The organism is Streptomyces sp. NPDC102467, from assembly GCF_044765445.1.
In the GTDB taxonomy this organism is placed as follows: domain Bacteria; phylum Actinomycetota; class Actinomycetes; order Streptomycetales; family Streptomycetaceae; genus Streptomyces.
Window position 1 is genome coordinate 310,138 of sequence record NZ_JBIWKA010000007.1, and the last position, 26,242, is coordinate 336,379.

Below are 26,242 nucleotides of genomic sequence, written 5' to 3' on the forward strand. Positions count from 1 at the left end.
CACCACCCCCCCCGGGGGGGGCGCGCCGCGCGCGCGGCGCCCCCCCCCCCCCCCGGGTCTTGGGTGGCGCCATAACCGGCCCCCCGCGGGGCCCCCCCGGCCCGGGGGGGAGGACCCCATGAGCCAGAAGTTCGCCCAGCTCGTCGATTTCGAGACCCGGCGCTTCGACGAGCTGAAGAGCCTGCTCGACCGGTTCGAGGAGCAGATGGCAGGAGAGCCGGGCGGCCCCACGCACCGCATCCTGCTCCAGGACCGTGAGCAGCCCGGACGCTATCTCGCGATCCTCGAGTTCACGTCGTACGACGACGCGATGCGCAACAACGAACGTCCCGAGGTCGCCCGGCTGAACGAACAGCTGACAGAGCTGTGCACGCGGCCACCGGCCTTCGTCAACTGCGACGTCAAGGACGTGCGCGAGCTGAAGTGAGGCCCGGCGAACGGGCACTGACGCGGCGCCGCAGTGGCGCCCCGCCCCGGGCACCATCGAGGGCATGATCACCGGACTCCGGGCACTGGCCACGCGCTGGACCGTCGCCGTCCCGGTGCCGGCGGTCGTGCGGCTCGCGTGCACGTGGGGGCGCGACCTGCCGGGCGTCCTCGTCGCCGTCGTCTCGGTGGTCCTCGCGGGATCCGTCCTCGCGGCCGTGCACCACGCGGAGGTCATCGCCCACCGCGTCGGCGAACCGTTCGGCTCGCTGGTCCTGGCCGTCGCCGTCACGATCAGCGAGGTCGCGCTCACCGTCACCCCGATGGCCGACAGAGGGCGGGACGCACGAAGCGGCCTCCAGGGGCCGAGACAGGCCTCGGCCGCCGGCATCCCCCGTGATAGACCCTCAAGGAGCATCCGCCCGACGTACGGAGGTCCTTGTGCCGCACACCCTCGCCACCGCGCCGATCCTGGTCCTGAACGGCCCGAACCTGAATCTGCTCGGCAAGCGGCAGCCGGAGATCTACGGCCACGACACCCTCGCCGACGTCGAGGCCCTGTGTGCCAAGGCCGCCGCCGCCCACGGCGCCACGGTGGACTTCCGGCAGTCCAACCACGAGGGCGAACTGGTCGACTGGATCCACGAGGCGCGCGAGCGGCACGTCGGCATCGTGATCAACCCGGCCGCCTACTCGCACACGTCTGTGGCGATCCTGGACGCCCTCAACACCTGTGACGGGCTGCCCGTGGTGGAGGTCCACATCTCCAACATCCACCAGCGCGAGGAGTTCCGGCACCACTCCTACGTGTCGCTGCGCGCCGACGGCGTGATCGCCGGATGCGGCGTGCAGGGTTACGCGTTCGGAGTGGAGCGGGTCGCAGCCCTGGCCGCGCCGGGCATCGCGGAAGCGTAAAGCGCTGGGGAGGCGCAAGGCACTGAGGAAGCAGGCACTTGGAAGCGCAAAACGCGCTTACAGGCGGCCCGCATCCACGATCCGTCGCAGGAACTGTCGCGTACGTTCCTGCTGCGGATCCCCGAACACGGCTTCCGGCGCGCCGCGTTCGAGCACCACCCCGCCCTCCAGGAAACACACCTGGTCGGCGACCTCGCGGGCGAAGCTCATCTCGTGGGTGGCCAGCACCATGGTCATGCCCTCGCCCTTCACATCGCGCACGACGTCGAGGACCTCGCCCACCAGCTCCGGGTCGAGGGCCGCGGTGATCTCGTCGAGGAGCAGCAGCCGCGGCCGTACGGCGAGCGCCCGCACGATCGCCGCACGCTGCTGCTGGCCGCCGCTGAGCCGGTCGGGGTACTCCAGGGCCTTCTCGTGGAGCCCGAGACGCTTCAACAACCCCCTGGCCCGCTCCTCGGCCTCCTCCCGCGCGACGCCGTGCACCCGGCGCGGGGCGAGCGTGACGTTCTCCAGGACGGTCATGTGCGGGAAGAGGTTGTACGCCTGGAAGACCACACCGATCCGCCGCCGCACGGCGTCCGCGTCCGTACGCGGGTCGGTGATCTCCTCGCCGTCGAGCCAGATCGCCCCGTCGTCGATCTCCTCCAGGAGGTTGGCGCAGCGCAGCAGCGTCGACTTGCCGGACCCGGAGGCGCCGATCAGTGCGGTCACGGTGTGCTGTGCCACCTCAAGGTCGACGTCGCGCAGCACCACCGAGCCGCCGAACGTCTTGCGTACGGACTCCATGCGCAGCACGGGTTCGCTGCGCTGCACCGGCTCGGTCATACGAGACCTCCTTGTGCCCGGCGCCGGTCCATACGGGCCGTCACCCAGTCGGTGAAGCGGGTCATGGGGATGGTGAGAGCGACGAAAACCAGACCCGCGACTACGTAAGGCGTGTAGTTGAAGTCCTTGCCGGCGATGATCTGCGCCGCGTACACGGCGTCCACCGCACCGCCGATCGACACGAGACCGGTGTCCTTCTGGAGCGACACCATGTCGTTCAGCAGAGGCGGCACCACGCGGCGTACCGCCTGAGGCAGCACTACGTAGCGCAGCGTCTGACGATGGTTGAGCCCGAGGGAGCGTGCGGCGGCCCGTTGCGAGGGGTGGACCGACTCGATTCCCGCGCGGAACACCTCGGCGACGTAGGCCGCATACGTGAGGACCAGGGCGACGCCACCAAGGACGACCGGGTCGGTGGTCACCCCTTGGAGACGGAGCGCGGGCACTCCGAAGATAACCATCAACAGGCAGATGATGAGCGGCAGTCCACGGAAGAAGTCCGTGTAAGCCGTGGCCAGAGCGCGCAGCGGGAAGAACACGGGGCCGCGCAAGGTCCGCGCGAGAGCGAGCAGCATCCCGAGGACGAGGACGCACGCTCCGCACACCAGCAACAGCCGTACGTTGAGCCAGAGTCCCTCGAGGACCTGCGGCAACGCCACGCGCGCGTAGTGCGCACTGAAGAAGGTCTCCTTCGTGCGCTCCCAGCCGGGGGAGCCGACGATGACGGCGAACAGGACGCCGCCCGTCACCAGAGTACTGAGCGCCGCCAGGCCGGTCGCCCGACGCGTGCGCCCGCGCTTGTAGCGCTCGCGCGCCATACGTCGCTCGGAGGGAACGTACGCGTCCTCGGCGGCGGACAGCTGTTTCTGGACGGTCACTTGAGCACCGGTGCGTCGACGGCGTCCGACAGCCACTTCTTCTCCAAGGCGGCGAGTGTGCCGTCCTTACGGAGGGCATCCACGGCGCCCGTCACGCACGACGTCAGCCCGCTCTCCTTGTCGAGGACGAGACCGAACTGCTCGGGTGTCCCGGCCGTGTTCTCGAACTGCCCCACGACCTTGGCGTCGGTGACTTCGGCGCCGGTGATGTAGAACGCGGTCGGCAGGTCGACCACGATGGCGTCCACCTGGCCGTTCTTCAGGGCGGACTTGGTGTAGTCGTTCTTCTGGTAGACGGCCGGCTTCTGGGTCGGCTTCACGAGGTCGTCGATGAAGTCCAGGCTGGTGGTACCCACTTGAGCGCCCAGCTTCACGTCCTTCAGGTCGGCGACGGTCTTCGCTTTCGCGGCCTTGGACGACTTCAGGGCGACGACTGCCTGCCGCACGTCGTAGTAGCCGGACGAGAACGCCACGGCCTTCTTGCGGGCGTCACTGATCGACACCTGGTTGATGTCGAAGTCGAACTTCTTCGCTCCGGGGGCGAAGGAACTGTTGAACGGCACGGTCTGCCATGCCACGTGGTCCGGACCGTAGCCGAGCCGCTTCGCCACGGCGTACGCGACCGCCGACTCGAAGCCCTTGCCGCCGGCCGGGTCGTCGTCGACGAACCAGGGCGCGTAGGCGGGCTTGTCGGTGCCCACGGTGAGTTTCCCGGACGCCACCGTGGCCAGCTTTCCAGGGGCGCAGGAGGCGGCCGTGGCGGGCTGGTCCGCGGCTTTCTTCTCGGGCTCGGGGGCGCAGGCCGCGGCGACGAGGACGACGGCGGAGCAGACGGCGAGGCGCGCGGCGCGGTGGGCGAGAGACATGGCGGGAGACTGGCAGCGCACAGGCCGGTCTGTCGAGGTCAGCCCGACAACTGTCCGCATCCTGGGAACAGACGTTGCATTCTTGTGAACAGCCGCCCGGCGCCCCTGTGTTGGCCCATGAGGGCCCTCGGGTCACCAGCCCCGCGCGCGCCACTCCTGAAGGTGCGGCCGCTCGGCCCCCAACGACGTGTCGCCCCCGTGCCCGGGGTAGACCCAGGTCTCGTCCGGGAGCGGCGCGAAGATCTTCGTCTCCACGTCCTCGATGAGGCTCGCGAACGCCTCCGGATCCTTGCGCGTGTTGCCGACACCGCCCGGGAAGAGGCAGTCGCCGGTGAAGACGTGCGGGTGCCCGTGCGGGTCGTCGTAGACCAGCGCGATGGAACCGGGGGTGTGGCCGACGAGATGGCGGGCCGTGAGGGTGATCCGGCCGAACTCGATGGCGTCACCGTCGTCCACGGCGACCTGCGTCGGCACCGGAATGCCCTCGGCGTCCTCGCGCCCCGCGTACGTGCGCGCGCCAGTGGCCTGAACGACCTCCGCGAGCGCCTGCCAGTGGTCCCCGTGCTGATGTGTGGTGACGACGGCCGCGATGCCGTCGTCACCGATGAGGCGGAGCAGCGTCGGGGCCTCGTTCGCCGCGTCGATCAGCAGCTGCTGGTCGGTCGCGCGGCACCGCAGCAGATAGGCGTTGTTGTCCATGGGCCCGACCGCGACCTTGGAGATCATCAGGTCCTGCAGCTCGTGCACGTCCGCCGCGCCGCCGACCTTCACCGCTCCGCTGTACGTCATGCGCTCAGCCTATAGCGGGGGCAGCGCGGGCAGGGAGCCCCGGTCCACGGAGAGGGCCGCGCCGTCCCTACGTCCCGACAGCCACCCCAGCAGGTCCGGCTGGCGGCCTGTGACGACCACGCCGAGCGGCGGGACCGCGCCGTCCTCGATCTCCTTCACGGAGAGGGCCTGCACCGCACCGGTGGAGATCAACCGGCCGTCGTCCTGCTTGATCAGCAGGGGCGCCAGGCCCGGGTGGTCGCGGAAACGCTTCGCGAGGAAGTCGATCTCCCGCTGGGTGAACTCCGCCGACAGGTCCTCCAGCTCGTGACCGATACCGAGGTCCACATGGTGCAGCTCGACCTCGGCCCAGCGCCGGAAGGGCACATGGAAGGCGATGTCCTTGACGCCGTTGCGCAGCTCTACTGTGCGTGACCAGTCCGCATCGACGGCCCCGACGCTCTGGAAGCGCTGCGCGCTCTCGCGTACGTCGTCGATCTGGGCGCGCAGCGCGCGCGGGGCGTCCCGCTCGATGTCGGCGTCGCGCGCCTCGGCGCTGTCGTACATGGGCCGGCCGGCGAGGACATTGACGAGCGCGTCCGCGTTCCGGGCGAGGTGGGCGAGCACGTGGCCGCGGCTCCACCCCGGAAGCCGTGACGGGTCGGTCACAGCTGCGTTGTCCAGGGTGTCGACCGCGGCGAGCAGCCGGTCGGTCGCTTCGCGTACAGACGCCAGGTCGCGCACATGATCACTCATGGCGCAGACGATAGCTGCGCCACACGTTCGGGTGAAGGTGGCCGACATCATGCCGTAATCGAATGTACGTGCTATAAGCTCGATCGCGGCATCGGGCATTCTTGGTAGTCCGGGTTTGTTACCAACCACGGGAACCGAACCGGCGCTGTCAGTGGCTCCCCCTAGTCTTCAAAACGACAGTCTTCTCAGGATTTCCCCGGGAGCTTCCCCGCGGAGTTCTCCAGGGTCGTCCTCGAGAGTCAGACCTCGTGAGACGGGGGCCCCGCCCCTGTCACTTCTCCCAAGAAAGGTACGGACCGGCGTGGCCGACCGTCTCATCGTCCGTGGCGCGCGCGAGCACAATCTCCGGAATGTCTCGCTCGACCTCCCGCGCGACTCCCTCATCGTCTTCACCGGTCTGTCCGGCTCCGGCAAGTCCTCGCTCGCGTTCGACACGATCTTCGCCGAGGGGCAGCGGCGCTACGTCGAGTCGCTGTCCTCGTACGCCCGCCAGTTCCTCGGCCAGATGGACAAGCCGGACGTCGACTTCATCGAGGGCCTCTCACCGGCCGTCTCGATCGACCAGAAGTCGACCTCGCGCAACCCGCGCTCCACGGTGGGCACCATCACCGAGGTCTACGACTATCTGCGCCTGCTCTTCGCGCGCATCGGCAAGCCGCACTGTCCCGAGTGCGGCCGCCCCATCGCGCGCCAGTCGCCGCAGGCCATCGTCGACAAGGTCCTGGAACTGCCCGAGGGCAGCCGCTTCCAGGTCCTCTCGCCGCTGGTGCGCGAGCGCAAGGGCGAATTCGTCGACCTGTTCGCAGACCTGCAGACCAAGGGCTACTCCCGCGCGCGCGTGGACGGCGAGACGATCCAGCTGTCCGAGCCGCCGACCTTGAAGAAGCAGGAGAAGCACACCATCGAGGTGGTCGTCGACCGCCTCACCGTGAAGGACTCCGCCAAGCGCCGCCTGACCGACTCCGTGGAGACCGCGCTCGGCCTGTCCGGCGGCATGGTCGTGCTCGACTTCGTCGACCTCCCCGAGGACGACCCCGAGCGCGAGCGCATGTACTCGGAGCACCTGTACTGCGCGCACGACGACCTGTCCTTCGAAGAGCTGGAGCCCCGCTCCTTCTCCTTCAACTCGCCCTTCGGCGCCTGCCCCGACTGCTCGGGTATCGGCACGCGCATGGAGGTCGACCCCGACCTGATCGTTCCCGACGAGGACAAGTCGCTCGACGAGGGCGCCATCCACCCGTGGTCGCACGGCCACACCAAGGACTACTTCGGCCGTCTCATCGGGGCGCTCGCCGACGCTCTCGGTTTCCGTACGGACATCCCGTTCGCCGGACTGCCGCAGCGCGCCAAGAAGGCGCTCATCTACGGCCACAAGACGCAGATCGAGGTCCGCTACCGCAACCGGTACGGGCGGGAGCGCGTGTACACGACGCCCTTCGAAGGCGCCGTGCCGTTCATCAAGCGCCGCCACAGCGAGGCCGAGTCGGACACGAGCCGTGAGCGCTTCGAGGGCTACATGCGCGAGGTGCCCTGCCCCACCTGTGAGGGCACGCGCCTCAAGCCGATCGTCCTGGCCGTCACGGTGATGGAGAAGTCCATCGCCGAGGTCTCGGCCATGTCCATCAGCGACTGCGCCGACTTCCTGGGCAAGCTCCGGCTGAACGCGCGCGACAAGAAGATCGCCGAGCGCGTCCTGAAGGAGGTCAACGAGCGGCTCCGCTTCCTCGTCGACGTAGGCCTCGACTACCTGTCGCTGAACCGGGCGGCCGGCACCCTCTCCGGCGGCGAGGCCCAGCGCATCCGGCTCGCCACCCAGATCGGCTCCGGACTCGTCGGTGTCCTGTACGTCCTGGACGAGCCGTCCATCGGTCTCCACCAGCGCGACAACCACCGCCTGATCGAGACGCTCGTCCGGCTGCGTGACATGGGCAACACGCTCATCGTGGTCGAGCACGACGAGGACACCATCAAGGTCGCCGACTGGGTCGTCGACATCGGCCCCGGCGCCGGCGAGCACGGCGGCAAGGTCGTACACAGTGGCCCGTTGAAGGAGCTGCTGAGCAACGCGGAGTCGGTGACCGGCCAGTACCTGTCGGGCAAGAGGGCCATCCCCGTTCCGGACATCCGGCGCCCCGTGGACCCGACGCGCCACCTCACCGTGCACGGAGCCAAGGAGAACAACCTGCGGGACATCGACGTGTCCTTCCCGCTCGGTGTCCTCACGGCCGTCACCGGAGTCTCGGGGTCCGGTAAGTCCACGCTGGTCAACGACATCCTGTACACGCACCTGGCACGGGAGCTGAACGGGGCGCGGTCCGTTCCCGGCCGTCACACGCGCGTGGAGGGCGACGACCTCGTCGACAAGGTCGTGCACGTCGACCAGTCGCCCATCGGTCGTACGCCCCGGTCGAACCCGGCGACGTACACCGGCGTCTTCGACCACGTCCGCAGGCTCTTCGCCGAGACCACGGAGGCGAAGGTCCGTGGCTACCTGCCGGGGCGCTTCTCCTTCAACGTCAAGGGCGGCCGCTGCGAGAACTGCTCGGGCGACGGCACGATCAAGATCGAGATGAACTTCCTGCCGGACGTGTACGTCCCGTGCGAGGTCTGCCACGGCGCGCGCTACAACCGGGAGACCCTGGACGTCCACTACAAGGGCAAGTCCATCGCCGAGGTGCTGGACATGCCGATCGAGGAGGGCCTCGCCTTCTTCGAGGCAGTCCCCGCGATCGCCCGCCACCTCAGGACGCTGAACGACGTGGGTCTCGGCTACGTCCGCCTCGGGCAGTCCGCACCGACCCTGTCCGGCGGTGAGGCCCAGCGGGTGAAGCTGGCGAGCGAGCTGCAGAAGCGTTCCACGGGGCGCACGGTCTACGTGCTCGACGAGCCGACCACCGGTCTGCACTTCGAGGACATCAGCAAGCTCATCACGGTGCTGTCCGGTCTCGTCGACAAGGGCAACTCGGTCATCGTCATCGAGCACAACCTGGACGTCATCAAGACCGCGGACTGGGTCGTCGACATGGGCCCCGAGGGTGGTAACGGAGGCGGCATCGTCGTCGCCGAGGGCACCCCCGAGCAGGTCGCGTCCGTACCGGCGAGTCACACCGGCAAGTTCCTGCGCGACGTCCTCGGTGCCGACCGGGTCAGCGACGCGTCGGTGCCCGCCACCCGCGCCCGTAAGAGCAGGGCGAAGAAGACCGTGGCGGCCGTCGAGGCCCCTGCCAAGAAGACGGCCTCGGCGAAGACCGCGAAGAAGTCGACAGCGACGTCCGCCAAGTCGACGGCCAAGACCGGCAAGCCGGCCAAGACCGCGGCCACGAAGCCCGCCGCGAAGAAGCCCGCCGCGAAGAAGACGGCCACCCGGGCCCGTAAGGCCTGACGGGCAACCGTAAGCGAGCGGTCACGTTCCGTGAAAAAACTGCGCCCCGCGGGAACTTCCCGCGGGGCGCAGTCCGTTCACTGATCAGCCGGCCTGGCCCTGCGGTTCACGAGGCTCCACGAACTGCATGTCCAGTTGAAGCTTGACAACATCACCAAGGAAACCCGCGCCGAAATCGAGGCCGAAGTCGCCGCGCCGGATCTCACCCGTCGCCTCGAACCCGGCGTGCCGCTGCCCGTCCGCCGGCGAATCGACGACCCCGCCGAACTCCACGTCGAGCGTCACCGGCCGGGTCACGTCACCGATGGTCAACTCGCCCTCCATGGACCAGTCCTCGTCCGCACCGCTCACCTCCGTCGAGCGGAAGGTCATGGTCGGACGCCGCTCCACGTCCAGCAGGTCCGCCGAGCGGGTGTGGGCGTCACGATCGGCATTGCCCGTGTCGATCGAGGCGAGCGCGATGGTGGCCGACACCCGCACGTCGGCCAAGGTTTCGCCCACGTGCAGGTCCGCCTCCAACTGCGTGAAGCGGCCGCGCACCTTCGCGATCCCCAGGTGCCGGATCGTGAAGTTCACCGCCGAGTGCAGCGGGTCCAGCGTCCAGGCGCCGGGCGCGAGCGGCAGCGCGGCGGTCGAATTCGTCGAAGTCGTCGAAGTCGTCGAATTCACAGTGGTCGAGAGGTCGTCAGCCATGCGTCAACCCTGTGCTCCCGGCGGCAGTTGAGGGAGGCCGGGCCGAGACTGGTAGTGACAGGGCCACGATCCGCCACCTGTCGCATTGATACGTTCAGGGAGTGGGTGACAACGAGTTGGGAACGTTCCTGCGCGCGTGCCGGGAAGCGGTCGCGCCTGCGGATGTGGGCCTGCCCGCCGGAGCGCGACGCCGTACGCCCGGGCTGCGCCGCTCCGAGCTGGCCACGCTCGCCGGCGTCAGCTCCGAGTACCTCACCCGCCTCGAGCAGGGTCGGGACCGCAACCCTTCGCCCTCGGTCCTCGGCGCCCTGGCCGACGCGCTGCGGCTCGACACGGGCGAGCGGCTGCTGCTGCGCCGCCTCGCCAAGGCGAGCGGGGCGGACGCCGTGTTCTGCTCGGGCGCCACGGCCCCGTCGTACGCCGTGCGGCCCACTGTCCGCGCCCTCCTCGACCGTCTGGAGCCCACACCCGCGGTCCTGGTCAACTGGGTCGGCGACATCCTCGCCCACACCGCCGGATACGCCCGGTTCGCCGCTCCGCTCGGCATCCTGGACGCTGATCAGCCGAACGTCGTGCGGTACCTGTTCACCGACGAGCGGGCCCGGACCGTCCATCCCGACTGGGACCGGGTCGCCGATGACCAAATGGCCCGGTTCCGGCAGGGGGCGCCGCTCCCGGACCCCCAAGTCGCGGCGCTCATCGACGAGTTGACAGTCACTGCCGGGGCGCCGTTCGCCGACCGGCTGGCCGCTTCGCCCACCCTTCCCCGGCGCGGCGGGCACGATCTGGTGGTCCACCCCGAGGTCGGCCCCCTGCGCCTGTCGTACGAGTCGCTGTCCCTGCCGGACGCCGACGGCCAGACGATCCTGGTCCACCTTCCCGCCGACGAGGCCACGTCGGCGGCGCTGGATCGCCTCAACGGCCGGACCCCGGGAACGCTCCGCGCGGTCAACGGGTGAGCCCGTCAGGGGCCGTCACAGTTCGCCTGCCTCGGACGCGTACGGAGGCTCCGCACCCGCCCGCGAGCAGGTGATCGCCGCCGCTCGCGCGGCGAACCGCAGCAGCCGTGCCCAGCTGTCGCCGCTCAAGCCTGCGACCGCAGCGGGGGACAGGGCGTCCTGTTGCGACAGGCCGTGCAGCAGCGCCGCGTTGACGGTGTCGCCGGCGCCGATCGTGTCCACGACCTCCACTCGCTCACCCGGGACGGAGTGCTCACCGCCGTCCTGCGTGAAGACGGTGAGCCCGTCGCCGCCGCGAGTGATCACCACGGCCGCGGGACCGGCGGACAGCCACTCCCGGGGAGTACCGCCGAGCCACTGTGCGTCCTCCTCGGAGAGCTTGAGGACCGTGGTGGTCGGCAGCCAGCTCTTGAAGCGGGCCCGGTAGGCGTCCGCGTCGGGGATCAGGCCGGCCCGGATGTTCGGGTCGAGCGCGGTGCACACGCCCTGCGCGGCGGCCGAGCGCATCAGCTCTTCGTAGGCGGTCGCCCCCGGTTCCAGGACCAGGGAGCAGGTGCCGAACGACACCGCGCGCGTGCCCGCGGGAAGCGCGTCCGGCACCGTGAAGAGCCGGTCGGCGGTTCCCTCCACGTAGAAGGAGTAGCCGGCCGAGCCGTCCGCCCCGATGGACGCGACGGCCAGCGTCGTCGGCTCGTCGCCCCGCTGTACCGGGGCCACGTCCACGCCGGCTGTCCGCAACCCGTCGAGCAGGGCTTCACCGAACGCGTCGCGGGACACGCGTGAGCAGAAGGCGACGGCGGAGCCGAGCCGGCCGAGCGCGACCGCCGTGTTGTACGGTCCGCCGCCGAGCCGGGGCGCGAGAGGGGGCAGCGCGTCGGCCGGGCCGTCGTCGGGGGCCGCGGCGAGCGGGACGAGGTCGATCAGGGCCTCTCCGGCGACGACGATCACGATGGTTCCTCTCGGACGGGTGGTACGGAGCCCCGGGGCGGGTGCCGAAGGCAGGCTAGAGCCTGATGGCGCGCGGGGCGGCACGCGCCCCCGACCCGGGCACGTCCGGCGCCGATACGGGCACGTGGAGCGACCGGATCGGGCAGCGCGCCCGGGTCGGCGGGGCACCGAGGAAGCTCGATCCCTCAGGGGTCCTGCGAAGCGCTCGATTCGGCAGGGGGCCTGGGAAGCGTCCGATTCCTCGCCGGTATCGTCTGATCTGTCACCCCTGCCTCACTCCAGCCTCGCCCCTTTCTCTCGCCCCTTTCTCTCGTCCTTTCTCTCATCCCTGCCTCGATCCTGTTCCAGGGAACAGCGCCTCTTGTGGAGTCCAGATGCCCGGCACGACCTCCTCCCGCATCTCCCGCCGCACCGCCCTGCGCGGCGCCGCCGTCGCGGGGACGGCCGGGCTCGGCCTGACCGCCTGTTCGACCGGTTCCGGCGGCGGCGCGGCCGCCGCGCCCACCGCGCCGGTCGACCTGGGCAAGGCCGACGAGGTGCCCGAGGGCGGGGCGAAGCTCTACAAGGACGAGCACGTTGTCGTCAGCCGCACCAAGGACGGCGGCTACAAGGCGTTCAGCACGATCTGCACCCACGCGGGCTGCCCGATCGCGATGCTGAAAGGCACGGAGCTGACGTGCAACTGCCACGGCAGCAAGTTCGACGCGACGACCGGCAAGGTGCTGCACGCGCCGGCGACCGAGCCGCTGGAAGAGCTTTCGGTGCAGGTCGAGGGCGGCAAGATCGTCGCGGACCCGCAGAAATAAGCGGAGACAACCCCCTCCTAGCGGCGGGGACGGCTCACTCCCAGTCCCAGCTGATCCCCAGCAGCCCCGCGCGCACCTGTGGTTCCACCAGGTGCACCGATCGGTGGCGGCCGCTCAGTGCCAGCTCCTTGCGGCCGGCGCGTGGCGCCGCCGTCGACTGCTGGGCGAAGCGGTGGCAGCGCACGGGCAGCGTGTCGTCGGCGAAGCGGATCTGGAGCGCGTACTGCCCGCCCGCGACGCCGAACCCACGGAGGTACTCGGTCGAGGCGCCGGCCGTGCCGTCCTCGAAGCCGTAGCGGAAAAGGTGGGTGTCGCCGGTCCGCAGCTGTGCGTCGAAGAGCAGCTCCGCCACCAGGATCCCCGCTTCGGCGTCCCAGCGCACGCGCCCTGTACGGCAGTTCTCCAAGGCATGCACCGTCACGTCGTGCGGCGAGCATCCGGGGTCGCCGTGGTAAATGGCCACATAGCGATCCACCCCGTCGCGGTGCGCTCTCACTATGTGCTGGGAATCTTTGCCGAGCAGTTCCTTGCGGGGCCCGATCCGTACCCGCTCATGCTGTCCCACGGTGTGCAGACCGCCGTCCAGCGGTGACTCCACCTCCGCGAGCAGGCGCTCCAGCACCCCGGATGCCTCGACCAGCGAGCGGTACGAGCAAGCCGCGAGCCGCCGAGGGGTGACGGCGTCCCCGGTCGGGCCGAGCAGCCGGATCAAGGACTCCTCGGGCAGTTCGAGGATCGCCTCCAGGGCGCGTACGGCCCGCATCGACTCGGGGCGCTGCGGACGCCGGGCGCCCTGCTGCCAGTAGCTCAGGCTCGTCACGCCGACCGTGATGCCCTGGCGCGAGAGATGGTGCTGGACCCGGTGCAGGGGCAGCCGCCGGGCGGCGATCGCGGCCCGCAGAGCGAGGTGGAAGGGGCCGGTGCGCAGGGCCGCCTCCAGGGTCGGGGTCTGTGCCGCTTCCTTGTGCCGTTCGCCTAGCCGCATCCGGCCTCCTGCCTCTTTGCGCGTGAGTGGGTCACATCCGTACGGCGTCCTGCCCGCCCCAAGTCACCCGGCATTGAAGCGTGTTGACCTGCACTCGACAAGGTTCAATGCGCGTCATCGCGTCCGGATACGGTCGTCCGCGGCTCGCCCGCCCGGGTCGGACCAGGTCGGACCCGGGCGCCGGGCTCCCGGGCCGATCTCGGCGCGGCCTCGGAGTGACCGGCCCCACCGGCGCCGGGCACGCCGCACTGTCACACCCCGCCAGTAGGGTGTCTGACATGGCCGACCCCTCCAGCTACCGCCCCAAGCCGGGACAGATTCCCGACTCCCCAGGGGTGTACAGGTTCCGCGACGAGCACCGCCGGGTGATCTACGTCGGAAAGGCGAAGAGCCTGCGCCAGCGACTGGCGAGCTACTTCCAGGACCTGGCGAATCTGCACCCCCGCACGCGCACCATGGTCACCACGGCCGCCTCCGTGGAATGGACCGTGGTGTCCACGGAGGTCGAGGCGCTGCAGCTGGAGTACTCCTGGATCAAGGAGTACGACCCGCGGTTCAACGTCAAATACCGCGACGACAAGAGCTACCCGTATCTCGCGGTGACGATGAACGAGGAGTTCCCGCGTGTTCAGGTGATGCGTGGTCAGAAGAAGAAGGGCGTGCGCTACTTCGGGCCGTACGGGCACGCCTGGGCGATCCGCGACACCGTGGACCTCCTCCTGCGCGTCTTCCCGGTCCGCACCTGCTCGGCGGGCGTGTTCAAGAACGCGACCCGGACCGGCCGCCCCTGCCTCCTCGGCTACATCGGCAAGTGCGCGGCCCCCTGTGTGGGCCGCGTCACCCCCGAGGAGCATCGCGAACTGGCCGAGGAGTTCTGCGACTTCATGGCCGGCCGCACCGGCACGTACATCCGCCGCCTGGAGAAGGACATGGCGGTGGCCGCCGAGGACATGGAGTACGAGCGCGCGGCGCGCCTCCGTGACGACATCGGGGCCTTGAAGAAAGCCATGGAGAAGAGCGCGGTCGTCCTCGCGGACGCCACCGACGCCGATCTCATCGCCCTCGCGGAGGACGAGCTGGAGGCCGCCGTCCAGATCTTCCACGTGCGCGGCGGACGCGTCCGCGGTCAGCGCGGCTGGGTCACCGACAAGGTCGAGGCGGTCACCAGCGGTGACCTGGTCGAGCACGCGCTGCAGCAGCTCTACGGAGAGGAGACCGGGGACTCCGTCCCCAAGGAGGTCCTCGTCCCGGCGCTGCCCGACCCCCTGGAGCCCGTCCAGGCCTGGCTCACCGAGCGTCGAGGGTCGAGCGTGTCGCTGCGCATCCCGCAGCGCGGCGACAAGAAGGCGCTCATGGAGACGGTGCACAGGAACGCGCTGCACGCGCTCGCCCTGCACAAGACGAAGCGCGCCTCCGACCTCACCACGCGCTCCCGCGCCCTGGAGGAGATCGCCGAGGCCCTCGACCTGGACAGCGCCCCGCTGCGCATCGAGTGCTACGACATCTCGCACCTCCAGGGCGACGACGTAGTGGCCTCCATGGTGGTCCTGGAGGACGGCCTCGCCCGTAAGAGCGAATATCGCCGCTTCCAGATCAAGGGCTTCGAGGGCCAGGACGACGTCCGCTCCATGCACGAGGTGATCACGCGCCGCTTCAAGCGCTACCTCGCCGCGCAGGAGAAGTCGGGGGAGTGGTCCGACGCCGAGTCGGCGGACGAGGACGGGCCGGTCGAGTCCAGCCTCACCGAGGACGACGGCCGCCCCAAGAGGTTCGCGTACCCGCCGCAGCTCGTCGTGGTCGACGGCGGTCAGCCGCAGGTCGCGGCGGCCAAGCGGGCCCTGGACGAGCTGGGCATCGACGACATCGCGGTGTGCGGCCTCGCCAAGCGCCTCGAAGAGGTCTGGGTGCCGGACGAGGACGACCCGGTGGTCCTGCCGCGCACCAGCGAGGGCCTCTATCTCCTCCAGCGCGTCCGTGACGAGGCCCACCGCTTCGCGATCACCTACCAGCGCACCAAGCGGGCCAAGCGCTTCAGAGCAGGCCCTCTGGACGAGGTGCCGGGCCTCGGCGACGCGCGCAAACAGGCGCTCATCAAGCACTTCGGTTCGGTGAAGCGGCTCAGGTCCGCCACAATCGACCAGATCTGCGAGGTTCCCGGCATAGGCCGCAAGACGGCCGAGACGATTGTGGCGGCTTTCGCTCAGGCGGCACCTGCGGCGCCCGCGGTGAACACAGCCACCGGAGAGATCATGGAAGACGAAGAACCCACGGCCGAAGAGCACACTGACTCAGAACCCACGGCCGTAGAGCACACCGACGCAGAACCCACGGCCGAAAAGCACACCGACGCAGAACCCACCGACGAAGAACACGTCGGCGCAGAGCACGCCACGGAGCACGCGACGGACGCGCGCCCCGCGGAGGAGCCCGTCAGCACGGGAGCCTCGGAAGAACGACGGGGGCAGGAGCCATGAGCGAGCAGGATCACGAGAGCAGCGCCACCAGCGCCACGAGCGGTACGGCGGACAGCCCCGCACAAGCGGAACACGGAGCACAGGTGAGCACCGGTACGACCAACGACACCCCGAGCACCCCGGACACCGCCATCCCCGAGCTGGTGATCATCTCCGGGATGTCCGGCGCGGGCCGTTCCACCGCGGCGAAGTGCCTGGAGGACCTCGGCTGGTTCGTCGTCGACAACCTGCCGCCGGCCCTGATCCCCACCATGGTGGAGCTCGGCGCCCGCTCGCAGGGCAACGTGGCGCGGATCGCGGTCGTCGTCGACGTACGGGGCAGGCGCTTCTTCGACAACCTCCGGGAGTCCCTCGCGGACCTGGAGTCCAAGCACGTCACGCGCCGCATCGTCTTCCTGGAGTCCTCCGACGAGGCACTGGTGCGCCGCTTCGAGTCGGTACGGCGCCCGCACCCGCTCCAGGGCGACGGCCGCATCGTCGACGGCATCGCGGCCGAGCGTGAGCTCCTTCGCGAGCTGCGCGGCGACGCCGACCTCGTCATCGACACCTCCAGCCTGAACGTGCACGAGCTGCGCGCCAAGATGGACGCCCAGTTCGCGGGCGAGGAGGAGCCCGAGCTGCGGGCCACCGTCATGTCGTTCGGCTTCAAGTACGGCCTGCCCGTCGACGCCGACCTCGTCGTCGACATGCGCTTCCTGCCGAACCCGCACTGGGTCCCGGAGCTGCGCCCCTTCACCGGACTCAACGAAGAAGTCTCGAACTACGTCTTCTCGCAGCCCGGCGCCAAGGAGTTCCTCGACCGCTACACCGAGCTGCTCCAGCTGATCGCGGCGGGCTACCGCCGCGAGGGCAAGCGCTACGTGACCATCGCCGTCGGTTGTACGGGCGGTAAGCACCGCTCCGTCGCCACGTCGGAGAAGCTCGCAGCCCGACTCGCCTCGCAGGGCGTGGAGACCGTGGTCGTCCACCGCGACATGGGCCGCGAATGACAGGACGTACGCTGCGGCTCACCAGCAGGATCGGCCGCAGAAGCTCACCGCCCAGGCTCCGCAAGGGCGCCACGCCCAAGGTCGTCGCCCTCGGCGGCGGCATGGGCCTGTCGGCGTCCCTGGCCGCGCTGCGCCGGATCACGGGCGACCTCACGGCCGTCGTCACGGTCGCCGACGACGGCGGCTCCAGCGGTCGCCTCCGCGACGAGCTGGGCGTGCTTCCGCCCGGGGACCTGCGCAAAGCCCTCGCGGCGCTGTGCGGCGACGACGACTGGGGCCAGACCTGGGCCCGCGTCATCCAGCACCGTTTCCAGTCGCCCGGGGAAATGAACGGACACGCGGTCGGCAATTTGCTGATCGTCGCCCTGTGGGAGCAGCTCGGCGATCATGTCCAGGCCCTGGACCTGGTCGGCAAGCTGCTCGGCGCGCACGGGCGCGTGCTGCCCATGTCCGCGGTGCCGCTGGAGCTCCAGGCCCTGGTCAAGGGGCACGATCCGGCCCGGCCGGAGGACGTGGAGACGGTGCGCGGGCAGGCCACCGTGGCGCTCACGCCCGGCGAGGTCCAATCCGTCCACCTGGTGCCGCACGACCCGCCGGCGGTGCCCGAGGCGGTCGCCGCGGTGCTCGACGCGGACTGGGTGGTGCTCGGCCCCGGTTCCTGGTTCTCGTCCGTGATCCCCCATCTGCTCGTACCCGAACTGATGGACGCACTCGTCGAGACGAAGGCCCGCCGGGTCCTCTCGCTCAACCTCGCGCCGCAACCCGGAGAAACCGATGGGTTCTCACCGCAGCGTCATTTGGAGGTTTTGGGACGACACGCCCCTAAACTCGCCCTGGACGTGGTGCTGGCCGACGAGGCCGCCGTGCCCGATCGCGAGTCTTTGACCGACGCCGCCAAGGAGCGCTTCGGTGCCGCGGTCGAGCTGGCGCCGGTAGCCAGGCCCGACGGGACTCCGAGGCACGATCCGGAGCTGTTGGCCGCCGCGTACGACCGTATTTTTCGGATGCATGGAAGGATCGGCCCATGGCGATGACGGCAGCGGTGAAGGACGAAATCTCCCGGCTCCCCGTCACCCGAACCTGCTGCAGAAAGGCCGAGGTCTCGGCGATTCTGCGGTTCGCGGGCGGCCTTCACCTGGTGAGCGGCCGCATCGTGATCGAGGCGGAGCTGGACACCGCGATGGCCGCACGGCGGCTCAAGCGGGACATTCTGGAGATCTTCGGACACAGCTCGGAGTTGATCGTGATGGCGCCCGGCGGACTCCGCCGCGGCTCGCGTTTTGTCGTACGAGTAGTCGCGGGCGGCGACCAGCTGGCCCGCCAGACGGGCCTGGTGGACGGCCGCGGCCGACCGATCCGGGGGCTTCCGCCGCAGGTGGTCTCGGGGGCCACCTGCGACGCCGAGGCGGCCTGGCGCGGCGCCTTCCTGGCACACGGCTCGCTCACCGAGCCCGGCCGCTCCAGCTCGCTCGAGGTGACCTGCCCGGGCCCGGAGGCCGCGCTGGCCCTGGTCGGCGCCGCCCGTCGGCTCTCCATCGCGGCGAAGGCCCGCGAGGTGCGCGGCGTGGACCGCGTGGTCGTCCGCGACGGCGACGCGATCGGCGCGCTGCTCACCCGGATGGGCGCACACGAACAGTTGCTGGCCTGGGAGGAGCGGCGGATGCGCCGCGAGGTCCGCGCCACCGCGAACCGCCTGGCGAACTTCGACGACGCGAACCTGCGCCGCTCGGCCCGCGCGGCCGTCGCCGCCGGCGCCCGTGTGCAGCGCGCTCTGGAGATCCTCGCCGACGAGGTGCCCGAGCATCTCGCGGCCGCCGGACGCCTGCGCATGGAGCACAAGCAGGCCTCCCTGGAGGAACTGGGCGCGCTCGCCGACCCGCCGCTGACCAAGGATGCGGTCGCGGGCCGCATCCGGCGCCTGCTCGCCATGGCGGACAAGCGGGCGCAGGACCTCGGTATCCCGGGCACGGAGTCGAGCCTCACCGAGGAGCTCGCGGAGGACCTGACGGACGAGATGGCGCGGGAGATGGCGGACAACCTGGCGAGCTGAGCCGCTGGACGTACGCCATAGGGACGTCGTACATACGTCCCTATAGTGCGTCTTAGGCGCGTACCGGGTACGTCCTGGATGCGTCGACAAGCCGGTGGTGGCACCCCTGAAGGGGGCCACCACCGGCTTTTTGCCACCTCTGAAGGTGACGCGAGACCCCCTTGACTTGACCATGAACTGTCATGAGTCTGGCGGCTGTTCGCTTCTGTGGCAGCACGCCACGACCGCGGCAGACCACCGCAAGGGGGGCTCATGAGACGAAGAGCGAGATCGATCCTCGCTGTCGGAGCACTTGTCCTGGGAGTTGGAGGGGCCGCACTCACGCCCGTCGCCCAGGCGGAGAGCGGAAGTACGGAGAGTGGAAGTACAGCGAGCGCGAACCCTGGCGCGGACGCCGTCAAGGTGTTCCGCGCCGACGTGTCGAAGGAGCAGATCCCGCTGCTCCTCCAGGCCGGCCAGGACGGCCCCGAACTCGCCGAGCAGGTGCCCGAGAAGGGCACCGCCGAAGTCGAGGTCTACCTCACCGACCAGCAGGCCGGAGCGCTGCGCGACAAGGGCGTGAAGGTCACCGAACACCGGCTGACGGCCAAGGCCGAGGCGCGCGTCGAGGCCGCGGACGAGGGCGTCTTCCGCCCGTACAGCGGCAAGGGGAACCTCCAGGACGAGATCGTCCGCACCGGCCAGGAGCACCCCGACCTCACCAAGGTCGTCTCCATCGGCAAGACGCTCCAGGGCCAGGACATTCTCGCGCTGAAAGTCAGCAAGGGCGCCAAGAAGACCAAGGACGGCGTCAAGCCGTCGGTCCTCTACATGTCCAACCAGCACGCGCGCGAGTGGATCACTCCGGAAATGACCCGGCGCCTGATGCACTACTACGTGGACAACTACGCCAAGGACCGGCGTATTAAGAAGATCGTCGATTCCACGGAGCTGTGGTTCGTCCTGTCGGCCAATCCCGATGGCTACGACTGGACGTTCGACCCGGACGGCAACCGGCAATGGCGCAAGAACATGCGCGACGTGAACGGGGACGGCGCGTACACCACCGGCGACGGAGTCGACCTCAACCGCAACTTCGCCTACAAGTGGGGTTACGACGACGAGGGTTCGTCGCCGCGCACCGCCAGCGAGACCTATCGCGGCGCGAGCCCGAACTCCGAGCCCGAGACCAAGGCCCTCGACGCCTTCGAGAAGCGGGTCGGCTTCGACTACGCCATCAACTACCACTCCGCCGCCGAGCTGCTGCTCTACGGAGTGGGCTGGCAGGTCGCCACGCCGACCCCCGACGACGTGCTCTACAAGGCGCTCGCCGGAACCCCGGAGAACTCCGCGATCCCCGGCTACCACCCGCAGGTCTCCTCCGAGCTGTACACGACCAACGGCGAGGCCGACGGACACGCGGCCAATGTGAACGGCGTCTCGATGTTCACGCCCGAGATGAGCACGTGCCAGACCGCCTCGAACGTGGACCCGGACGACGCCTGGCGGCCTCAGGACTGCGCGTCGATCTTCACGTTCCCGGACGACGAGAAGCTCATCCAGGACGAGTTCGCGAAGAACATCCCCTTCGCCCTCTCCGTCGCGGAGACCGCCTCGCACCCGGACCAGCCGTCGTCCTCGGTCGGTCTGGACGCGCCCGACTTCACCCCTGCGACCTTCTCGACCTCGTACGCGCGCGGCGGCGATCAGGAAGTCTCCGTGGTCGCCCGTAAGTCCGTGCGCGACAAGGAGCTGAACTACCGCCTCAATGGCGGCCGTTCGCACGACGAGGAATTGCGCGCCTGGAAGGGGGGAGAGACCTACGGAGGCGAGGACAATCTCCACTTCGACGCCTATAGGGCGAAGGTCGAGGACGCCGATGTGGGCGACAAGGTAGAGGTGTGGTTCACGGGTCGCACGAAATCCGGAAAGCGCACTTCCAGTGACCACTTCACGTACACGGTCGCGGAGCGTCCGAAGGCCGACACTCTTGTCCTCGCGGAAAACGACGCCACAGGGCAGCAAACAGCGGCATACGTAGACGCGCTCAAGGCGGACGGCCACAAGGCCGCTGTTTGGAACGTCGCCACGCAGGGTGTGCCGGACGCGCTCGGAGTTCTCGACCACTTCAAGACCGTCGTCCACTACACGGGCGCGGACCGTCCCGGCCTCGCCACGCAGCTCGCCCTGCGCGACTTCCTGAACGAGGGCGGCAAGTTGATCGAGGCCGGCGAGAAGGCGGGCGGCTCCGTCGACATCGGCGACACCACGACGAACGACTTCAGCCAGTACTACCTGGGCGCCTACTCGCGCACGGCGGCACCGGTCGCCACCCGGTTCGAGGGCTCCGGCGCGCTCGCCGGGCTCACCGCCACCCTCGGTGACGCGCCCGGCAACCCGCTCGGCGGCGCCGGCCTGTACGAGGCCACCTCGGCCACCCTGCCGCAGTTCAAGAGCGCCGGGGCCGGTCAGTACGAAGGCGCAGGGATGGCCGCAGCCGTGCACACGGACGACGCCTACAAGCGCCTGACCCGCACCGTCGACCTCACCGGCGTCACCGCGGCCGACCAGCCTGCCCTGCGCACGCAGCTGCTGTGGGACACCGAGTCCGGCTACGACCACGTACTCCTGGAAGCGCACATCCTCGGCGCCGAGGACTGGACGACCCTGCCGGACAAGGAGGGGCAGACCACGAACGCCGTACCCACCGAGTGCGAGGCCGGATTCCTCATCGAGGACCACCCGTCCCTCAAGCGCTACCTGACGCCCGACGGTGCCGCCTGCAAGAACTACGGCACCTCCGGGGCCTGGAACAGCCTCACGGGCTCCTCTGACGACTGGAAGACCGTCACGTACGACCTGAGCGCCTACGCGGGCAAGAACGTGGAGGTGTCGCTCAGCTACGTGTCCGACCCCGGCACCGGGGGCGAGGGAGTGCGCGCCGACAACGCGGCCGTCGTCATCGGAGGACAGGTCAGGGAGAACGAGGACTTCGAGACGTCCCTCGGCGTCTGGCAGGTCCCGGGACCACCCGAGGGGAGCCCGGCCGCCGTCGAGGACTGGGCGCGCGCCCAGGACCTCTTCACGACGTACGGGGCGATCAGTACTCCCGACAGCGTTCTCCTCGGATTCGGCCTGGAACACGTCACTACGACCGCCGATCGAAATGCGCTCATCGGAAAGGCCCTGCGCTCAATTAGCGACTGAGTGGCCGTGGGGCTGAGCGGCTCTGAACGGTACTGAAAGCCCCTGAACGACCCTGAAATACGCGGGAAATATGCAGCGGTCCGTACGTTACTGGCGAGTACGGGCCGCTGTGTCATACCTGGAACCACTCGATGTCACCCCAAGCCCTTATGGGAGGTAGGGTCGGAGGCGGTCGGGGACATCCCAATACATCTCGCCGGCGTCGAATCCGGCGTACCAACGAGGAGATCGGTTCGTGACGATCCGCGTAGGCATCAACGGCTTTGGCCGCATCGGTCGTAACTACTTCCGCGCGCTGCTTGAGCAGGGTGCGGACATCGAGATCGTGGCTGTCAACGACCTGGGTGACACTGCGACCACCGCGCACCTTCTTAAGTACGACACCATCCTGGGCCGTCTCAAGGCCGAGGTGTCGCACACAGAAGACACCATTACGGTCGACGGCCACACCATCAAGGTGCTGTCCGAGCGCAACCCCGCCGACATTCCGTGGGGCCAGCTGGGAGTCGACATCGTCATCGAGTCGACCGGCATCTTCACCAAGAAGGCCGACGCCGAGAAGCACATCACCGGTGGCGCCAAGAAGGTCCTCATCTCGGCTCCGGCCAAGGACGAGGACATCACGATCGTGATGGGCGTCAACCAGGACAAGTACGACGCGGCGAACCACCACGTCATCTCGAACGCCTCCTGCACCACCAACTGTGTGGCGCCGATGGCCAAGGTTCTCGACGAGAACTTCGGCATCGTCAAGGGCCTGATGACGACGGTTCACGCGTACACGAACGACCAGCGCATCCTGGACTTCCCGCACTCGGACCTGCGCCGCGCCCGCGCCGCCGCCGAGAACATCATTCCGACCACGACGGGTGCCGCCAAGGCCACCGCCCTGGTCCTGCCGCAGCTCAAGGGCAAGCTCGACGGCATCGCGATGCGCGTCCCGGTCCCGACCGGTTCCGCCACCGACCTGGTGGTGACGCTGCAGCGCGAGGTCACCAAGGACGAGGTCAACGCCGCGTTCAAGAAGGCCGCCGATGACGGTGACCTCAAGGGCTTCCTGACGTACACCGAGGACCCGATCGTGTCCTCGGACATCGTCAGCGACCCGTCGTCCTGCACCTTCGACTCCTCCCTGACCATGGTCCAGGAGGGCACGTCGGTGAAGATCCTCGGCTGGTACGACAACGAGTGGGGCTACTCCAACCGCCTCGTGGACCTGACGGTCTTCGTCGGTGGTCAGCTCTAGAGTTCTGGAGCAGCAAGGCATCTCGATGTGAGCGAAGGGTCCGGACCCGCGCGACGCCGCGCGTCGGTCCGGGCCCTTCGCGCGTCAGCCTCACAGCCTCACTAGGAGTCCAGTCATGAAGACCATTGAGGAACTTCTCGCCGAAGGGGTCGACGGCAAGCGGGTGTTCGTCCGCGCCGACCTCAACGTCCCGCTGTCCGACGGCCTGATCACCGACGACGGCCGTATCCGCGCCGTCCTGCCCACCGTCAAGGCGCTGGCCGACGCGGGCGCCAAGGTGGTCGTCGCCTCCCACCTGGGCCGTCCCAAGGGCGCCCCGGACCCCGCGTTCTCCCTGCTGCCCGCCGCCGAGCGCCTCGCCGAACTCCTGGGCAAGCCGGTCGCGTTCGCCCAGGACACGGTCGGCCCCGCCGCGCACGACGCCGTGAACGGCCTGGAGCCGGGTCAGGTCGCCGTCATCGAGAACCTGCGCTTCAACGCGGGGGAGACGAGCAAGGACGACACCGAGCGCGGCGAGTTCGCCGATCAGCTCGCGGCACTGGCCGATGTCTACGTAGGCGACGGTTTCGGTGCGGTGCACCGTAAGCACGCTTCCGTGTACGACCTTCCGGCCCGGCTGCCGCACTACGCCGGGTTCCTCATCGCCACCGAGGTCGGCGTCCTGAAGAAGCTCACGGACGACGTCAAGCGCCCCTACGTGGTCGCGCTCGGCGGCGCCAAGGTCTCCGACAAGCTGGCCGTCATCGACCAGCTGCTCGGCAAGGCCGACCGGCTGCTCATCGGTGGCGGCATGGTCTTCACGTTCCTCAAGGCCAAGGGCTACGAGGTCGGTACCTCGCTCGTCCAGGAGGACCAGCTCTCGGCGGTGACCGAGTACCTTCAGCGCGCCGAGAAGAACGGCGTGGAGATCGTGCTGCCGGTGGACGTCGTGGTCGCGCCCGGGTTCCCCGACCTCAAGACGAAGGCCCCGACCGACGCCACCACCGTCGCCGCGGACGCCATGCCCGCCGATCAGATGGGCCTGGACATCGGCCCGGAGTCCGGCACGCTGTACGCCTCGAAGCTCGCCGACGCGCAGACCGTCTTCTGGAACGGCCCGATGGGCGTCTTCGAGCACCCCGACTACGCCGAGGGCACCAAAGCGGTCGCCCAGGCCCTCCTCGACTCCCCGGGCTTCACCGTGGTGGGCGGCGGCGACTCCGCCGCCGCCGTCCGTACCCTGGGCTTCGACGAGAAGGCATTCGGCCACATCTCGACCGGCGGCGGCGCCTCCCTCGAGTACCTCGAGGGCAAGACGCTGCCCGGTCTCGCCGCACTGGAGGACTGACCCCGCATGACCGCTCCCGTACAGGGCCGCACGCCGTTGATGGCCGGCAACTGGAAGATGAACCTCAACCACCTCGAGGCCATCGCGCACGTCCAGAAGCTCGCCTTCGCCCTCGCCGACAAGGACTACGAGGCCGTCGAGGTCGCCGTCCTGCCGCCCTTCACCGACCTGCGCTCCGTGCAGACGCTGGTCGACGGCGACAAGCTCAAGATCAAGTACGGCGCCCAGGACGTCTCGGCGCACGACTCCGGTGCGTACACCGGTGAGATCTCGGGCCCGATGCTCGCCAAGCTCAAGTGCACGTTCGTCGCGATCGGCCACTCCGAGCGGCGGCAGTACCACAATGAGAGCGACGAACTTGTCAACGCCAAGGTGAAGGCCGCCTACAAGCACGGCCTGACCCCGATCCTGTGCGTCGGCGAGGAGCTGGACGTGCGCGAGGCGGGCAACCACGTCTCCCACACGCTCGCGCAGGTCGAGGGCGGCCTCAAGGACCTGCCCGCCGAGCAGGCCGAGACCATCGTCATCGCGTACGAGCCGGTGTGGGCCATCGGTACCGGCAAGGTGTGCGGCGCCGACGACGCGCAGGAGGTCTGCGCGGCGATCCGCGGCAAGCTCGCCGAGCTGTACTCGCAGGACGTGGCCGACAAGGTCCGCATCCAGTACGGCGGTTCCGTGAAGTCCGGCAACGTAGCGGAGATCATGGGCAAGCCGGACATCGACGGCGCCCTGATCGGTGGTGCCTCCCTGGACACCGACGAGTTCGTCAAGATCGTCCGCTTCCACGAGCAGTGATTCCCGAGTGGCGCGACCTGTGAGTATGCGCTAGCGGCGATACGACGTACCCTGACGGGGCCGAGGCTGTTCTTACGAGCCTCGGCCCCGTCGTCCGAATCAGTCCGAGGAAGTTGGTCCAGCCGTGGTTATGGGGTTCTCGATCGCCCTGATCGTCTTCAGCCTGCTGCTGATGCTCCTTGTGCTCATGCACAAGGGAAAGGGTGGCGGCCTCTCCGACATGTTCGGTGGCGGCATGCAGTCCTCCGTCGGTGGCTCATCGGTCGCCGAGCGGAACCTGGACCGGATCACGATCGTGCTCGGTCTGCTCTGGTTCGCGTGCATCGTGGTGCTCGGCATTTTGATGAAGATCAACAACTGACCTTCCTACGCCGAGCCTTCGGTCCGACCCGTCACAACTGCACAGAGCTCACGTAAGGCCCCATGTCCGGTACGCGCCCAACAGCGCCGCCTATCATGGGGCTTGCGTCTAGGGGAGGGCAGGTAACTCCAACCACTGGACGCGCGTTGGGCCTTACGTAGACTGATGCGCTCCGCGGCGAAGCGGGACGCCGACACGCTTCGCGGCACCATCACGCAGGGAGTTACGACCGTGGCAAGTGGCAACGCGATCCGAGGAAGTCGGGTCGGGGCGGGGCCGATGGGCGAGGCCGAGCGTGGCGAGTCCGCGCCGCGCCTGCGCATCTCCTTCTGGTGCTCGAACGGGCACGAGACGCAGCCGAGCTTCGCCTCCGACGCGCAGGTGCCGGAGACCTGGGACTGTCCGCGCTGCGGCTTCCCTGCCGGGCAGGACCGGGACAATCCGCCGGACCCGCCGCGAACGGAGCCGTACAAGACGCACCTCGCGTACGTGCGGGAGCGGCGCAGCGACGCGGACGGCGAGGCGATCCTGGCCGAGGCGCTCGCGAAACTGCGGGGCGAGATCTGAGAGTCGAGAACCGGCCGGGCGCCCCAAGGGCACCCGGCCG

23 protein-coding genes and 1 pseudogene are annotated in these 26,242 nt (G+C 69.2%); 16 read left to right on the forward strand and 8 right to left on the reverse strand.

The genetic code is table 11. The annotated features are described in order from the left end of the window. The first annotated feature begins 118 nt into the window (after window positions 1-118). From ACIREE_RS16765 to aroQ, 3 genes and pseudogenes are all read left to right on the forward strand, one after another. Entirely contained in the window at window positions 119-427 is a 309-nt protein-coding gene (locus tag ACIREE_RS16765) for a hypothetical protein (RefSeq protein WP_404151864.1), read from the forward strand. Window positions 428-491: 64 nt separating this feature from the next. Beyond that, window positions 492-764, forward strand: a pseudogene (locus ACIREE_RS16770) (ionic transporter y4hA); the annotation flags it as partial. A 103-nt stretch (window positions 765-867) separates the two neighbouring features. After that, entirely contained in the window at window positions 868-1,341 is a 474-nt protein-coding gene (gene aroQ, locus ACIREE_RS16775) for a type II 3-dehydroquinate dehydratase (protein ID WP_404151867.1), read from the forward strand. Window positions 1,342-1,398: 57 nt separating this feature from the next. Here the strand turns inward: aroQ and ACIREE_RS16780 are convergent, their stop codons facing one another. From ACIREE_RS16780 to ACIREE_RS16800, 5 genes are all read right to left on the reverse strand, one after another. After that, window positions 1,399-2,166, reverse strand: coding sequence for an amino acid ABC transporter ATP-binding protein (locus ACIREE_RS16780; RefSeq protein WP_404151869.1), 768 nt, complete (start codon window positions 2,164-2,166; stop codon window positions 1,399-1,401). Then, window positions 2,163-2,984, reverse strand: a complete 822-nt coding sequence (locus ACIREE_RS16785; protein WP_404152324.1) for an amino acid ABC transporter permease — start codon at window positions 2,982-2,984, stop codon at window positions 2,163-2,165. The genes ACIREE_RS16780 and ACIREE_RS16785 overlap by 4 nt, the downstream gene beginning before the upstream one ends. A 56-nt stretch (window positions 2,985-3,040) precedes the next feature. Continuing rightward, a complete protein-coding gene (locus tag ACIREE_RS16790; RefSeq protein ID WP_404151872.1) occupies window positions 3,041-3,910 on the reverse strand; it encodes an ABC transporter substrate-binding protein in 870 nt (289 codons plus the stop codon). A gap of 132 nt (window positions 3,911-4,042) precedes the next feature. Beyond that, the gene (locus tag ACIREE_RS16795) at window positions 4,043-4,699 is read right to left on the reverse strand and encodes an MBL fold metallo-hydrolase (protein WP_404151875.1); all 657 of its coding nucleotides are present in this window, start codon (window positions 4,697-4,699) and stop codon (window positions 4,043-4,045) included. Window positions 4,700-4,708: 9 nt separating this feature from the next. Continuing rightward, window positions 4,709-5,434 (reverse strand): maleylpyruvate isomerase family mycothiol-dependent enzyme, encoded by a 726-nt coding sequence (locus ACIREE_RS16800; protein ID WP_404151877.1) that lies wholly within the window; start codon window positions 5,432-5,434, stop codon window positions 4,709-4,711. Between the two features lie 301 nt (window positions 5,435-5,735). On the opposite strand from ACIREE_RS16800, the gene uvrA reads away from it, so the two are divergent. Then, window positions 5,736-8,816, forward strand: coding sequence for an excinuclease ABC subunit UvrA (gene uvrA / locus ACIREE_RS16805; protein WP_404151880.1), 3,081 nt, complete (start codon window positions 5,736-5,738; stop codon window positions 8,814-8,816). An 84-nt stretch (window positions 8,817-8,900) separates the two neighbouring features. Here uvrA and ACIREE_RS16810 read toward each other — a convergent pair whose 3' ends face one another. Continuing rightward, on the reverse strand, window positions 8,901-9,509 hold the full coding sequence (locus ACIREE_RS16810) for a YceI family protein (RefSeq protein WP_404151882.1): 609 nt from the start codon (window positions 9,507-9,509) through the stop codon (window positions 8,901-8,903). A gap of 101 nt (window positions 9,510-9,610) precedes the next feature. Here ACIREE_RS16810 and ACIREE_RS16815 point away from each other — a divergent pair, with 101 nt between their 5' ends. Continuing rightward, complete coding sequence (locus ACIREE_RS16815; RefSeq protein ID WP_404151886.1) at window positions 9,611-10,468, forward strand: helix-turn-helix domain-containing protein; 858 nt, start codon at window positions 9,611-9,613, stop codon at window positions 10,466-10,468. Window positions 10,469-10,483: 15 nt separating this feature from the next. Here ACIREE_RS16815 and ACIREE_RS16820 read toward each other — a convergent pair whose 3' ends face one another. Further along, window positions 10,484-11,416: a carbohydrate kinase gene (locus ACIREE_RS16820; protein WP_404151889.1), complete on the reverse strand. Its 933-nt coding sequence runs from the start codon at window positions 11,414-11,416 to the stop codon at window positions 10,484-10,486. Between the two features lie 374 nt (window positions 11,417-11,790). Here ACIREE_RS16820 and ACIREE_RS16825 point away from each other — a divergent pair, with 374 nt between their 5' ends. After that, a complete protein-coding gene (locus tag ACIREE_RS16825; protein WP_404151892.1) occupies window positions 11,791-12,222 on the forward strand; it encodes a Rieske (2Fe-2S) protein in 432 nt (143 codons plus the stop codon). 34 nt (window positions 12,223-12,256) lie between these two features. Here ACIREE_RS16825 and ACIREE_RS16830 read toward each other — a convergent pair whose 3' ends face one another. Beyond that, window positions 12,257-13,207, reverse strand: coding sequence for a hypothetical protein (locus tag ACIREE_RS16830; RefSeq protein ID WP_404151895.1), 951 nt, complete (start codon window positions 13,205-13,207; stop codon window positions 12,257-12,259). A 278-nt stretch (window positions 13,208-13,485) separates the two neighbouring features. Here ACIREE_RS16830 and uvrC point away from each other — a divergent pair, with 278 nt between their 5' ends. From uvrC to ACIREE_RS16880, 10 genes are all read left to right on the forward strand, one after another. Next, complete coding sequence (gene uvrC / locus ACIREE_RS16835; protein ID WP_404151898.1) at window positions 13,486-15,681, forward strand: excinuclease ABC subunit UvrC; 2,196 nt, start codon at window positions 13,486-13,488, stop codon at window positions 15,679-15,681. Continuing rightward, window positions 15,678-16,670 carry an RNase adapter RapZ gene (gene rapZ, locus ACIREE_RS16840; RefSeq protein ID WP_404151901.1) on the forward strand — a complete coding sequence of 331 codons (993 nt, stop codon included), beginning with the start codon at window positions 15,678-15,680 and terminating at the stop codon, window positions 16,668-16,670. Before uvrC ends, rapZ begins: the two co-directional genes overlap by 4 nt. Then, window positions 16,667-17,704, forward strand: a complete 1,038-nt coding sequence (gene yvcK, locus ACIREE_RS16845) for a uridine diphosphate-N-acetylglucosamine-binding protein YvcK (RefSeq protein ID WP_404151904.1) — start codon at window positions 16,667-16,669, stop codon at window positions 17,702-17,704. The genes rapZ and yvcK overlap by 4 nt, the downstream gene beginning before the upstream one ends. Beyond that, window positions 17,695-18,720: a DNA-binding protein WhiA gene (gene whiA, locus ACIREE_RS16850; protein ID WP_404151907.1), complete on the forward strand. Its 1,026-nt coding sequence runs from the start codon at window positions 17,695-17,697 to the stop codon at window positions 18,718-18,720. The genes yvcK and whiA overlap by 10 nt, the downstream gene beginning before the upstream one ends. Window positions 18,721-18,972: 252 nt before the next feature. Further along, window positions 18,973-21,906, forward strand: coding sequence for a M14 family zinc carboxypeptidase (locus ACIREE_RS16855; protein ID WP_404151910.1), 2,934 nt, complete (start codon window positions 18,973-18,975; stop codon window positions 21,904-21,906). A 235-nt stretch (window positions 21,907-22,141) separates the two neighbouring features. Next, window positions 22,142-23,152, forward strand: a complete 1,011-nt coding sequence (gene gap / locus ACIREE_RS16860; protein WP_404151913.1) for a type I glyceraldehyde-3-phosphate dehydrogenase — start codon at window positions 22,142-22,144, stop codon at window positions 23,150-23,152. A gap of 115 nt (window positions 23,153-23,267) precedes the next feature. Continuing rightward, window positions 23,268-24,479 (forward strand): phosphoglycerate kinase, encoded by a 1,212-nt coding sequence (locus ACIREE_RS16865; RefSeq protein WP_404151916.1) that lies wholly within the window; start codon window positions 23,268-23,270, stop codon window positions 24,477-24,479. Window positions 24,480-24,485: 6 nt separating this feature from the next. Then, window positions 24,486-25,274 (forward strand): triose-phosphate isomerase, encoded by a 789-nt coding sequence (tpiA, locus tag ACIREE_RS16870; RefSeq protein ID WP_404151919.1) that lies wholly within the window; start codon window positions 24,486-24,488, stop codon window positions 25,272-25,274. Between the two features lie 130 nt (window positions 25,275-25,404). Beyond that, complete coding sequence (secG, locus tag ACIREE_RS16875) at window positions 25,405-25,635, forward strand: preprotein translocase subunit SecG (protein WP_324766249.1); 231 nt, start codon at window positions 25,405-25,407, stop codon at window positions 25,633-25,635. A gap of 231 nt (window positions 25,636-25,866) precedes the next feature. Continuing rightward, the gene (locus tag ACIREE_RS16880; RefSeq protein ID WP_003976875.1) at window positions 25,867-26,202 is read left to right on the forward strand and encodes an RNA polymerase-binding protein RbpA; all 336 of its coding nucleotides are present in this window, start codon (window positions 25,867-25,869) and stop codon (window positions 26,200-26,202) included. Window positions 26,203-26,242 lie beyond the last annotated feature (40 nt).